The sequence below is a fragment of the Psychrobacter halotolerans genome (assembly GCF_039680845.1).
GTDB lineage: Bacteria > Pseudomonadota > Gammaproteobacteria > Pseudomonadales > Moraxellaceae > Psychrobacter.
The window spans coordinates 396,046-409,740 of record NZ_JBDKWD010000002.1; the positions used below are offsets into that span (position 1 = coordinate 396,046).

9 protein-coding genes are annotated in these 13,695 nt (G+C 43.4%); 4 read left to right on the forward strand and 5 right to left on the reverse strand.

Translation table 11 applies throughout. The features are described from left to right. Positions 1–411 precede the first annotated feature (411 nt). Together pgsA and AAJP47_RS05370 are read left to right on the forward strand one after the other, a co-directional pair. Positions 412–1,098 (forward strand): CDP-diacylglycerol--glycerol-3-phosphate 3-phosphatidyltransferase, encoded by a 687-nt coding sequence (gene pgsA, locus AAJP47_RS05365; protein ID WP_346716870.1) that lies wholly within the window; start codon positions 412–414, stop codon positions 1,096–1,098. A gap of 223 nt (positions 1,099–1,321) precedes the next feature. Further along, a complete protein-coding gene (locus AAJP47_RS05370) occupies positions 1,322–2,068 on the forward strand; it encodes a hypothetical protein (RefSeq protein ID WP_346716871.1) in 747 nt (248 codons plus the stop codon). A 156-nt stretch (positions 2,069–2,224) separates the two neighbouring features. Here the strand turns inward: AAJP47_RS05370 and AAJP47_RS05375 are convergent, their stop codons facing one another. Continuing rightward, positions 2,225–2,719 (reverse strand): pyridoxamine 5'-phosphate oxidase family protein, encoded by a 495-nt coding sequence (locus AAJP47_RS05375; protein WP_346716872.1) that lies wholly within the window; start codon positions 2,717–2,719, stop codon positions 2,225–2,227. Positions 2,720–3,236: 517 nt separating this feature from the next. Next, entirely contained in the window at positions 3,237–3,731 is a 495-nt protein-coding gene (locus AAJP47_RS05380) for a pyridoxamine 5'-phosphate oxidase family protein (RefSeq protein ID WP_346716873.1), read from the reverse strand. Positions 3,732–4,091: 360 nt separating this feature from the next. Between AAJP47_RS05380 and purL the strand changes: the two genes are divergently transcribed. Then, the gene (purL, locus tag AAJP47_RS05385; protein WP_346716874.1) at positions 4,092–8,108 is read left to right on the forward strand and encodes a phosphoribosylformylglycinamidine synthase; all 4,017 of its coding nucleotides are present in this window, start codon (positions 4,092–4,094) and stop codon (positions 8,106–8,108) included. Between the two features lie 457 nt (positions 8,109–8,565). Continuing rightward, the gene (locus AAJP47_RS05390; protein ID WP_346716875.1) at positions 8,566–9,171 is read left to right on the forward strand and encodes a Cap15 family cyclic dinucleotide receptor domain-containing protein; all 606 of its coding nucleotides are present in this window, start codon (positions 8,566–8,568) and stop codon (positions 9,169–9,171) included. 1 nt (position 9,172) lies between these two features. Here the strand turns inward: AAJP47_RS05390 and AAJP47_RS05395 are convergent, their stop codons facing one another. The 3 genes from AAJP47_RS05395 to kbl all read right to left on the reverse strand — a co-directional run bounded on the left by AAJP47_RS05395 (position 9,173) and on the right by kbl (position 13,466). After that, a complete protein-coding gene (locus AAJP47_RS05395) occupies positions 9,173–10,918 on the reverse strand; it encodes an anti-phage protein (RefSeq protein WP_346716876.1) in 1,746 nt (581 codons plus the stop codon). 262 nt (positions 10,919–11,180) lie between these two features. Next, positions 11,181–12,206 (reverse strand): L-threonine 3-dehydrogenase, encoded by a 1,026-nt coding sequence (gene tdh, locus AAJP47_RS05400; RefSeq protein ID WP_346716877.1) that lies wholly within the window; start codon positions 12,204–12,206, stop codon positions 11,181–11,183. Positions 12,207–12,275: 69 nt separating this feature from the next. Next, positions 12,276–13,466, reverse strand: a complete 1,191-nt coding sequence (gene kbl / locus AAJP47_RS05405; protein ID WP_346716878.1) for a glycine C-acetyltransferase — start codon at positions 13,464–13,466, stop codon at positions 12,276–12,278. Positions 13,467–13,695: the final 229 nt, after the last annotated feature.

Here is a 13,695-nt window from a genome sequence, read left to right on the forward strand (position 1 = left end):
AAAGGCCCACAGAGGAGGAGACTGTGGGCTGAGGAAAACTTACCATGCGATAATGCAGCAAATAAGCGATTGAGCTCTTATTGTTCTTACCATTAAGATAACGCCAAAATGCCATATATCAAGAAATTCTTACATCTGCTTACAACTTCTAGTGTACAGCTGTATCGATGTGATTAGCGTCTCATCATTGACGTTTTGTTTCTCTTATCATTTAGTGGTAAATTGCTTTATTTTGAAGGTTTTTATGCTGTTGTTAGTGCATAAAATTATCAAATTATAAAGATCAGTACAGGGTAAGGATGGCAAGACATGCTCAGTATCAAGGAAGATACAGAGATGGCATGACGACATGGGTGAAAAGTGCTAAGCTAGCAGCCAATATTCTTACGTCCACCATAGACTGGGTTTTTCATGACCGAGCGTAACCCGCTGCATACCCCAGAGCAGGAGCCATTGTCCGTGCAAAGTGAAAAAAGTATTTTTAATTTGCCCAACAATCTGACGATTGCGCGTATCTTGATGATTCCATTGTTTGTAGCGATTGCTTACTGGCCGCCTGCCATGGGCATCGGCCTGCCTGCCATATCGGATAACGCGATTGCACGAGTGGGTATGAGCGAGTTTAGCGACAGCTTATTGCGCCATTTGTTATTAACAAGCGTATTTGTCATCGCTGCGATTACGGATTGGCTCGATGGATATTTTGCTCGCAAGCTCAATGTCGTTTCCGCTTTTGGACGCTTTTTAGATCCTGTCGCTGATAAGCTGATGGTGGCAGTAGCGCTCATTATTTTAGTACAATGGCATCCCAATATTATCATGGCAATCGCTGCGATCGTGATTATCTCACGTGAAATCGCTGTATCAGCGCTGCGCGAATGGATGGCAGAGCTTGGCAAAAGCACTAGCGTTGCGGTGTCCTATGTCGGTAAGCTTAAAACCACATTCCAGATGGTAGCGATTACGGTGCTGCTGCTTAATTGGCAATCGCTTGAAACCATTGGTTACGTGCTGATGGTGGGAGCGGTCATCTTGACCCTATGGTCGATGATGATCTATCTAAAAGCGGCTTGGCCGTATCTGAAGCAAAGCGGTTAAGTCCATGCAGTCGTAAGCTTAAAAGACAAATATCTATCTTATAAAAAACGTCAGTCGCACATTGCTTCTGGCGTTTTTTGTTGTCTGCTATAAAGGAGTAAGGCAAGCATTCTACTTTACTTTAATTATTCAAACAGTTCGTATATACTCTCAAAAATAGCAAACAAAATTCTATAAAATATAATACAGTATGATGAACCGTCATTGAAATAGGGAAGTAGGTATGACATTACATAAAAGAAAGTCGGTCGCTACCATTTTACTATTAGCACTACTCACAGGCTGCTCTCCTGCGCCAAGTGCACAAAGAGAGTCTGCACCGAATGTTCAAGCGAAAGCCGTTCAAGATGCTAGTGAATCAGAACGTTTGGGTACCAAGTGGGGCGATGATGTTGACTCAAAGATGACTACGGTTGATTTGCGGCGTACCAGTAGTGAGCCTATCGAACAAATACAAATTCGTTATGTAGACAAGGCTTATAAGGGACGAGCAGTAAATAGCATGTCGTTATTGGCTGGCAAAGCTGAATTTTCGATGGAGGATGATTCTGGTACGTTGTCAATTTATCGTGATACTGGCAATTATTACGTTCATGGTCAAGCAGGTCAGGCTTACCGTTTGGTATATCATAATAATAGCGCCAACACATATGAGATTGTCGCAAGTGTCGATGGTATCAATGTACTTAACGGCAGCGCTGCCAGTCGCTATGATAACGGCTATGTTTTGTATCCGAATTCAAATTTGGTGATTGAAGGGTTTCGCAAAAGCCAAAATGCTGTAGCGTCGTTTATATTTAGCAAACCAGATGACGCTTATGCAGCCAACAATGACAATGGTTCGATCAGTAATACAGGGGTGATTGGGTCGGCTATTTATGAGCTTTATGATCCTTCTGAGCCAAGATCTGAACCGCCTCAAGCGTATCCAGCCGACACCAATAACGGCTATGCTAAGCCACCACAGTAGTCATTCATATCACCCTTTACTACCATAAATGGTGATCGTGAATACAAGCCATAAAAAACGCCAGTGGCTTAAAGCGACTGGCGTTTTTTGTTGTCTGCTTTTAACATTTAAATGCTTAATGTATTTAAACGTTTAAGACATTACAGCTCTATTGAATTACAGTTCTATTGAAAAATTATCGCCCAAACTTTTTTCAATCGCTGTATCAGTCACGGCAGCAGCGGTCATTTTGACAGCGCTTGCAATGGCATTGCCATTCGCCCAATATTCAGCGCCATGCGGGACAACTTTGATAAGTTGCACGCTTGGATCTTCTTTGCCTTTTTCAAAGTAGGCGTTATACATAACTGACCATAGCTCATCAAGCTTGTCTTTGTCCTCTACCAGCTCCGCTCTACCCGCGATAGACAAATAGCTCTTATCATCTTGACTGGCGTATGCCAAGTTCACTTCTGGATTTGTCTTGATGTTATCGACCGTTTCAGAAGGTTTATGACCGATGAACCAAATCTCTTTGGCCCCAATGCTGGTCTCAGTGGTGTTCATCGGGCAAGAATGAAGACGGTTTTTGTCCGTAATCGTGGTCATCATCGTGTATTTGATGTCATTGACCATTGCTTGGAGTTTGTCCATTTGCGCTTGCTTACTCATTATAGTTATCCTTTACTATTAAAATTTTGGGGTTTTGATGTGATCAAAACAGCTGTCAATTCAGTTCTCAATATAGCGAATTCATGTAACCAAACTATAGAGGTTGTCTGTAATAGGCTGTGACGGTTTGTAATGCTGTCTTTGTCATCCGTATCAGACAGTTCTCATATCCAGTTCTGCTGTTTCATACTAACGGCTAACATAGTCGATTCTAAATAAAGCAAATACGTTATTTTGTGACGCGAAACTAATATAAATTTTTTTGGCTTGCTGTGCCTTCGCAGGCAAGGACTGCAAAAAATTCATATACGTCCCGCTGTATCGTTTTTATACCGAAATCAAAATAACACTTCATAAAAAACGCCAATAAACTGCTGCTTATTGGCGCTTAAAATAATTAGACGACTTTTATAGTTTATTATCTTTTGGCTTATCACTTCATAAATTTTTATAGTGGTTTATTTTATAATTTTTTATATTACAAAGAGAATAAGCGGTTATAAAAGCCAATCAAATCTTATAGCGATACTGAGAACTGCTCGCCAATGTCTTCAGCGGTCTTGCCGTCTTGTAGCGCTGCGGCTGCCATCTTAAACATATTAATAGTTGAGCTACCACTTAACCAACATTCGACGCCATGCGGTACAACTTTGATTAATTGTACATTTGGATCTTCTTTACCATGTTCAAAGAACGCATCATAAACTGGCGTCCATAGATCGTCCAATTTATCTTTATCAGTTGATAGCTCAGCATTGGCACTAACAGACACATAGTTTTTTTCGTCTTGTGACGCATAAGACAGACCCACTTTTGGGTTGTTTTGAATGTCTTTTACCACGTCTGATGTTTTATCACCGATGAACCAAATTTCTTTACCACCGATGCTGGTTTCACTGGTCGTCATCGGCCAAGCATGAAGATCACCTTCGCTGTTGACGGTGCTCATCATAGCGAATTTTACATCTTTGATGACGTCTTGGATTTTGTCGAGTTGGTCTTGCTTATTCATAGTAAATCCTTATAGATTCAAAATTATAGTTAGTGAAATTAGGGTTAAAAGCGTGTTAATTGTTTTGATTATTGCCTAGCTAAAGAGTAACGATAGAGACCCTTAGAGTTATATGGTGTGCCCGTAATGTGATGTTAGTGTTTGTAAGCTATAGAAGGGTTAAGTAAAAATGGTCATGCGCGCGGCAAAAAAGCAGTGAGCTAGAAAAAATAGATAAAAAAGGCGTCCGACATTCAATTTATGGATTGTGTGGACAATTTATCTCGGTTTAGACCTGCTTCTTATAAGGCTTCTTGTTATAATATGCGGACCATTTACTTTGCATGGCAGAGATGCCTTGATCTTACGGATTATGCCTTTATGATGACCATCGCCGGACAACCGTTTCTCACCGATTTTCAGACGCAGCAACTCATCAGTCAATTTCAGCAAAAGACCGAACTAAATGTTACCCAAATAAGCACGCAGCAGGTATATGTGCTATCGCGAGAATTATCGGGCGATGAGCACAAAAAAGCGCTCGATTTACTGGCAGTTGATAGTGCCACTACGCTAGAAGCGCCGCAAAACAACCAACTACAAGCAATCGTTAGCCCGCGTTTTGGCACGATCTCACCGTGGGCAAGTAAAGCGACCGACATCTTTAATAACTGTGAAATCAAGATCAATCGCGTTGAGCGTGTCATTGTTTATACGCTAACGCTTGACAGTAAAGCAGACGATAACAAGCTACCGACTGCCGCTGAGCAGTTATTGTATGATCGCATGACCCAAAGCTTGGTTTACGACCTAAGCGAGACGAACAAACTGTTTGACGATCATGCGCCTGAGTCGTTGAACCGTATTGATGTGATTGGCGAAGGGCGCGCGGCGCTAGAGTCAGCCAATACCGAATTTGGCTTTGCATTATCTGTTGAAGACATCGATTATTTGATGAATGCCTATGTCAATGAGTTGGATCGCAATCCGACGGACGTTGAGCTGATGATGTTTGCGCAAGCCAACTCAGAGCATTGCCGTCATAAGATATTTAACGCCTCATGGACGATTGATGGTGAGGTACAACCAAAGTCATTGTTCCAGATGATTAAGAATACCTATCAGTCGAATCCACAAGGTATCTTGTCTGCGTATAAAGACAACGCAGCGGTCATGGCAGGGTCTGAAGGCTGGCGCTTTTATCCTGTACCAACCGATGCTATGGATGCCAACTCCACTCATCCGTATGGCTTCTATCAAGAAGACATCGATATCTTGATGAAGGTCGAAACACACAACCACCCGACCGCGATTGCCCCTTATGCAGGCGCGGCAACAGGCGCGGGCGGTGAGATTCGTGATGAAGGCGCAACGGGTCGCGGCGGTAAGCCAAAAGGTGGTTTGACAGGCTTTCATGTATCGCATCTACACATTCCAGAGCTGTCTGAGAAGTGGGAGCAGTCCGGTCAACTAAGCACGCAAGCCTATGGCACGCCTGATCGTATGGCAACCAGCCTTGAGATTATGCTTGATGCCCCACTAGGTAGCGCCAACTTCTCTAATGAGTTTGGTCGTCCCAATCTGTGTGGTTATTTCCGCAGCTTCCAGCTTGATACCTCAGCGGCCAAAGACGGTAGCGAGATGCGCGGCTATCATAAGCCAATTATGCTGGCAGGTGGTTACGGTAATATCAAACGCAACCTCATCGAAAAGAACACCATTCAACAAGGCGATTTATTGATCGTCCTTGGCGGCCCTGCGATGCAAATTGGCTTGGGCGGCGGTGCGGCGTCTTCTGTCGATAGTGGCTCATTGGATGAAGGTTTGGACTTCGCTTCTGTGCAGCGTGATAACGCTGAGATGGAGCGTCGTTGCCAAGAAGTGATTGATCGCTGCTGGGCACTTGCAGGCAACGATGTAGACGCAAGCAACAACAGTAAAGATGGTAACCCAATCGTTTCACTACATGATGTGGGCGCAGGTGGTTTATCAAATGCCATGCCAGAATTGGTCAACGATCATGAGATGGGCGCGCATTTAAACTTACGCAAGATTCCATCGCTAGAAGCGGGCATGTCGCCAATGGCTATCTGGTCAAATGAAGCGCAAGAGCGTTATGTCCTTGCAATTCGCCCAGAGAGCAAAGATCAGTTCGATGCCATCTGTGCGCGTGAGCGTTGCCCGTACGCTATTTTGGGGACAGCGACTGATGTGCGCCAGCTTATCGTCGATGATGAGTTGCTACCAGAGCAACCCGTTGATATGCCGATGCAAGTATTGCTTGGTGGTACGCCTAAGATGGAGCGAGGCTTTAGCCGTCAAGAGACATCATTGCCAGCATTGGAGCTGAATAGCGTCAACTTAGCAGAATCAATCACCGATGTCTTGCGTCACCCAACCGTGGCTAGCAAATCATTCTTGATTAGTATTGGTGACCGTTCTATCACTGGTATGGTCGTGCGCGATCAGTATGTGGGTCGTTATCAAGTGCCTGTGTCAGATTGCGCGGTGACCGCCTCTGGCTTAATCGCTATTGACGGTCAGCCAATGACCGGTGAAGCGATGAGTATCGGTGAGCGTACGCCTGTGGCACTGATCAATCCAAAAGCCTCTGCGCGTTTGGCAGTGGGCGAAGCGATTACTAACATTGCGGGCGCTCGTATCGCTCAATTGTCTGATATCACCATGTCAGCGAACTGGATGGCAGCGTGCGGTGATGATGCGGAAGATGCGGCACTCTTCGATGCCGTACACGCCATTGGTGAAGAGCTGTGCCCAGCATTGGGTATCGCCATTCCTGTTGGTAAAGATTCGCTATCGATGCGCGCCAACTGGACTGACGAAGATGCTGATAATAAAAATCAAGACAAATCAGTCGTTTCGCCAATGAGCTTGGTTGTGACGGCATTTGCCCCAGTCGTCGATGTGGCAAAAACGCTAACGCCTGAGCTGATCAATGGTGACAGCGCGTTTTACCGTATTGACTTGTCCAAAGGTCAATTGCGTCTAGGCGGTTCAATCCTAGCGCAAACGCTGAGCCAGCTCGGCAACGACTGTCCAGATTTGGGACAACCAAGCGACTTGGTCGACTTCTTTAACTTTGTGCAGGCAGGTAACGCGCAAGGCGTCATCAGCGCCTATCATGATATCGGTGATGGTGGTTTGCTTGCGACCATCGCAGAGATGCAGTTCACCAGTCGTCAAGGCATCAAGCTGGCATTGACCGATGATAACTTACTTGGTCAGCTGTTCAGTGAAGAGCTGGGTGCAGTCATTCAAGTATTGCCAGAAAACGTCGCCGCTCTCATGCAGTTGGCAGAAGAGTTTAACGTCAGTGATATGCTCAGCCTCGTCGGTCAAAGCTCGGAAGAAGACAGCCTACTCATCCAAACGCCAACGATGATGGGCGATGACACCTTACGCTTTAAGCGTTCTGAGTTACAGCAAGCGTGGACTCAGGTCAGCTACCAGATCGCGCGCCGCCGTGATAACCCAGCCTGCGTACAGCAAGAGTATGACTTAATCAGCGATGCTAGCCATCAAGGTCTTATCGCTGCGCCAAACTACGATCTCAATCAAAAAGTCGAAGAGCCTTATGTAAACAGCCGTGCTGATGCTAATAACAGCCAACCAAGAGTCGCCATCTTGCGTGAGCAAGGCGTCAACGGTCAGACGGAAATGGCAGCAGGTTTCACCCGAGCCGGCTTTGAAGCAGTCGACGTCCACATGAGTGACTTATTAAATGGTCGCATCAATCTACGTGACTTCGATGGTCTGGTCGCTTGTGGTGGCTTTAGTTATGGTGACGTACTGGGTGCAGGCTCTGGCTGGGCGAACTCTATCTTGTTCCATGACGAGCTACGTATGCAGTTTGTACGCTTCTTTGCCCGTCCGGACACCTTTAGCCTTGGCGTCTGTAACGGTTGTCAGATGATGGCGCAGCTCAAAGATCTGATCCCAGGCGCGGAAAACTTCCCACGTTTCGTCGCTAACAAATCAGCTCGATTTGAAGCGCGTACGGTCAACGTAAAAATCGAGCGTACCAAGTCGATCCTATTCAAAGGCATGCAAGACAGTATCTTGCCAATCGCTGTGGCGCATGGTGAAGGCTATGCCACGCTGGATAACAACGAGATCGACGGTATGGCAAACCACGGTCAGCTTGCGATGCGTTATGTTGATAGCCACGGTCATCCAACCGAGACGTATCCGCTCAATCCAAACGGCTCGCTCGGCGGGGTCACGGGTCTGTGTAGCACCGACGGTCGCGTCACTATCATGATGCCGCACCCTGAGCGTAACTTGAGCGCTCATAACCACAGCTGGAAACCAGAAGAATGGGACGAGGACGGCGCGTGGATGCGTATGTTCCGTAACGCTCGCGCTTGGTTAAGATAAGCTAAGTTCGTCTAGAGTATTGTTTTAGGCATAAAAAAAGGTGGGCGTAATGCTCACCTTTTTTGTGTTTGGGATTTGGGTGTTTAAAGTAGGGGAGCTGATCCTGCTTTTCGCTGCTATCTTGGTCGTCTACTGGGGCGGTGGCTAAGGCTAGAGGCGTTCCAACATTCGAGCGACCACCTCTAGCCAAGCCACCGCAGCCCAGTGACCAACCAAGTATATCCGCTGCAATCAGGGCTAGCGGCAGCATTTTGTTTTTGTAGATATCTACAGTGGTTCAAATTTACAGCTTGAAAAGTTGGTAGGTCAAATTAGTGATAGCATAACTCACTGTCGGTATGGCAAAATCTAAGTGATGGGTTATGTTTTATCATAATTTAATATGAAGATAGAGTAAAAATAATCTAATCTGCAATGGATGTGCTTAAACATTCGTAATAACTAGACTGGAGGATAAGTGTCTATTAAAGGTCATGAATACACTGTTCAAAATGGAATGAATAGATCCAAAGTTGGAAAAACCTTATACTCTTTATCCACTATTTTGACAGCACTTATTGTTTCACAACTCATTAGATATTTAACATGGTTTGAGAGTGTTCCTACGTTAATTTCTACAGTTATATTAACTATAATATTGTTCTATATTATTTATTATTCTTTTAATAATTGGGTTTGGAAGCTGAAACCAATCTCAAAATTGTTAAAGCTTCCAAATATATCAGGCGCTTGGTCATGTTATGGTAAAAGTGATCATGAGAATTTTAATTGGCATGGAAACGTTCAAATTACTCAAAGCTGGGACAAAATAAGAATAGTTTTAACTACAGAACAGTCTAGTTCAGAAAGCATTTTGGCTGCAATTACTTATGACGATATTCGTGGTTATAAGCTAGTTTATAATTATGAAAATAAACCAAATAGTTTAGATGATACAAGTTTAAGAACACATATAGGCTTTGTTGATTTAAACATAAGTGCTGAAAATAACTCAGCCTCTGGGAATTACTATAATGTGAGTGGCCGCAAAACATCTGGAAAAATTACTTGGAACAAGAAATAAGCTATTCTATCAAGTAACTACTATTCATATCTTTATTTGGACTTAATCTTTGAGTTATGAAACGTATTTGTCCGACTTCAGATTTTGAGCTCTCTATTCTACCCAACGCGTCATTCACTCTAACACATTGTTTTTCATTGAAATAAAACCGATTATCATCAATCCAATTCCTAGGTTGGTGATAATTTTCTAATGTGGCATTTTCTAAGAGACTAATATTATGCTCAATTGCACTGAGACTTATCATTGGTCTAAGCCTTGGAACGATATCTACCGTTTTATCATCAGATACAATAACTGCTAAGCGCTTTTTATTTTCAGTTGGATAGACATAACGTACGCCAGAGTTATACCTTGATCCTCTTGACGGTGTACACTCTGGCATTGCATCTCCATCTAAAATTATACCAATACCGAAACACACCCCTTTAGGATCGATCATAACCGTACCATCTATCCCGCTCACTTGCTCTAAAAGATCAGGAGTTAACAATACAGGTTTAATAGGCGTTCCCAGCTTAGCTAGTCTCTTCACTTCGGTTTCAGCATCCTCAGAAATTACTAGCATACTGCCACGATTTAAATTAGTGAGTATGAGTACCAAATTTAAAATATTCTGTTTTTCATTATGAGTTGTATAGGGATAAAGTCTATTCAAGTTATCAAGAAGTAATTCCTCTTGGCCAGTATCAGCATAAAGGCGAGGCTCGTTATAATGACTTTGTAATAAAATCATATCACCACAAGAAATCTGCCAGTAATAGTGATCTAGAAATTCAACAATGAATATATTTTGGTCAGAGAAGTCGTAATCAGCTGCTAAATTTCCTAAACCATAAATAAATTCGTTATCAGCTATTAAAGAGAATTTTTCTGACGACATTTCCAAAACTTTTCGTACCCAACGTGTTTTACTTATAGGTACTGGGTCTTGAAATTCTAAAGAAAGTATTATCGAAGCATGCTCAGGGCTGCTGATAATCATTTTACCTAAGCTATGCACTCCCTCATAAAATAGTGAAGAGATTAAATTAAGTGTTTCAAAAAGGTTAGTAAAAGCATATTTTTCATAAATCGCTATCGATGGCGTATACATAAAGTTGTCGGCAGCACTTCGTACTACTTCTCTAACCTCAATACCACTGCGTCCTCGCCCCGGATTTTCTGTCTTCAATAATTTGCTGGCATTTCCTAACAATGTTTTTAAAACTGCCTCAATAAGACTTAAAGAGCCTTGAGGTAAATTCCTATCTCGAAAAGTTTTTTTGTCTAACTTAGGATATTTTTGGAAAACCTCTTTGGGAATCTGTATGATTGGAACTACATAATAACCTTCAACCAAAGTACTCAATCCAACATACGACTCTAAATCATTATCTTCATCATACTGCAATAAAGATTTTTTCACAGCTATTGAAACAGAGTCCTTTCTTATATTTTCTGGCTTGTCTTTCATTGCCTGTTTATCATTAGAATAGAACATGTTTTTTAATGGATGATTTTCTATTTCCTTTTTAATATCTTCTATTAAACTACCAAAAATCTTTAAGTCCCATTTCCCATCTTCTGGCTCTATACAGATTGGATAAATACTCTCAAAATCTGATGAAGGCACACCAACAAGAAGTACCTCAAAATCTACGCCATACAAGCCAATTTTCTCTAAGACTTTTTCTGTATCATATTTTAGTGAAAATCTAAAATGCTCTTGATATCCCCACATAAAATATTTTATTGTTTTTTGCACTTAGAAAAACTCCTTGCTTTATTGTTCGAAGTTAGCTTAGATAAATAGAGTTATTGTATAATAGCAAACATTTGACCAATAGCGATTTGTTGTTTTCATTTAAGTATTTTTAAACTATTCGCCCTCCTGAGCCTCAGCAATCAACTCATAAATCTTATCACTTTTTAATAACTAAAAAAAACGGCACTGAAACCAGCGCCGTTTTATAAGTCGTGACAACGTAAAAGCTAACCACGACTCCTGAAATGCTGAATCATCAAAATCAATCCCAGCTTAAAATCACCTTACCGCATTGTCCACTTTCCATGATGTCGAAGCCTTCTTGAAAGTCATCGATGTGCATGCGATGGGTAATGATAGGCGACAGATCAATACCGCTAATCAGCATTTGCTCCATCTGATACCATGTCTCCCACATCTCACGCCCATAAATACCTTTTAGGGTTAACGCCTTGAAGATAATCTTGCTCCAATCCACCGTGGTGGTGTTAGGCAAAATACCCAAGAGCGCAATTTTAGAGCCGTTATACATGTTGCTAATCATGGAATCAAAGGCCTGAGGCGAGCCTGACATCTCAAGCCCAATGTCAAAGCCGTGCATTTTTAACTGATCGATAGCGCCTTCGATAGTTTCCCCTTTAGCTGGGTTGATGGTCATCGTCGCGCCCATTTTTTTGGCAAGCTCCAGACGATAATCACTGATATCGCTGACCACAATATTACGCGCCCCGGCAAATCGGCAAATCGCGGTTGCCATTGAGCCAATCAGCCCTGCACCCGTAATCAGCACATCCTCGCCAAGTACCGGAAAGGATAAGGCGGTATGAGTGGCGTTGCCAAAGGGGTCCATAATGGCTGCCATCTCATCGCTGATACGCTCATCGAGTTTGATGACATTATCGGCAGGTATCACCAAATATTCGGCAAACGCGCCATCGCGGTCAACGCCCACGCCGATGGTGTTTTCGCACACATGTAGCTTACCACGGCGGCAGTTACGGCAATGTCCGCAAGCGATATGGCCTTCGCCTGTGACTCGGTCACCCACTTCAAGATGCTTGACGCCATCGCCCATTTCACTAATGACACCGACGTATTCATGTCCGATAATCATCGGCGTCTTGATGGTGTTTTGTGACCACTCATCCCACTTATAAATGTGCAAATCTGTCCCACAAATGGCGGTTTTTTTAATTTTAATTTTTACGTCATTGATGCCGACCGTCGGTTCTGGCATGTCTTGCATCCAGATACCTTTTTTGTCATGGGCTTTCACCAGTGCTTTCATATTGTTCTCTTATTTAGCTGTGTCTAAAAAATAAATACCGAACGACTCTTAGCGTGTATCAAACACGTCTTAATCAATCACTTTCATTTGCTTGGCGACTTTGATAAAGGCGGCGATACACTGGTCGAGCTGCTCGCGCGTATGGGCAGCAGAGAGCTGGACACGAATGCGAGCCTCGTCTTTGGGTACGACAGGGTAGAAGAAGCCAATCACATAAATGCCTTCTTCAAGCAGTGCATCTGCCATTTGTTGCGAGACATTGGCGTCATAGAGCATCACTGCACAAATGGCTGATTCGGTGGGCTTGATATCGAAGCCTGCATCTTGCATTTGCTTCACAAAATAGGCGGTATTTTCATGCAGTTTGTCTTGTAGCGTATTGTCTTGCGACAGCATCTCAAACGCTTTTACCCCAGCGGCAGCCACCATAGGCGGAATGGAGTTTGAAAACAGATACGGACGTGAGCGTTGACGCAGCATCTCAATGATTTCTTTTTTACCTGTCGTAAAGCCGCCAATCGCACCGCCAAACGCCTTGCCCAAAGTACCCGTGATCAGCTCAATATCACCGCGTAGATTAAACAATTCAGTCACGCCGCCACCCGTGTGACCGACGACGCCTGCTGAATGCGACTCATCAATCATCACCATGGCATCATATTTTTGTGCCAACGCATAAATCTCATCCATCGGCGCCACGTTACCATCCATTGAAAACACACCATCGGTCACAATCAAACGAAAACGCTGTGCTTGCGCGGCTTGCAGCTGAGTCTCTAAATCTTGCATATCCGCATTGGCATAGCGATAACGTGCGGCTTTACACAAGCGCACACCATCGATGATAGAGGCATGGTTTAACGAATCAGAAATAATGGCGTCTTCGCTGGTCAGAAGTGGCTCAAAGGCACCGCCATTGGCATCGAAACAGGCTGCATACAGAATCGTATCTTCGGTATTAAAAAATTGAGAGATCGCCGCCTCTAATTGCTTATGCAAATCCTGCGTACCACAAATAAAACGTACCGATGACATGCCATAACCTGAGTTTTCAATGGCTTGGGTAGCCGCTTTTTTAATCTCAGGATGGTCAGACAATCCAAGGTAGTTATTGGCACAGAAGTTAAGCATCTCACGGCCATCGGTGATCTTAATGAGGGCATTTTGCGGCGAGGTGATAATACGCTCGTTTTTATACAATCCTGCTTCGCGGATATCGCTGATTTCTTGCTGTAGATGTTTTTGAAAGGCTTGATACATGAGTATTCCTTTTTTACTATTATTAGAGTCTGCATTAGTAATGCAGAAGCAATAATTTTATCATTAGCCCATCGTAATAAGTAGCCCAGACAACAATCCTATGTTGAGAATCTATCGTTTTGCTTTGATATAGACACTTTTGCGTAAAGTATGAGGTGACTGAAGGAGATGAGGTGCAAGCAACTTTTTATAATTAGTCCTAAATAAAAAAGGCGCACCTATTATCACG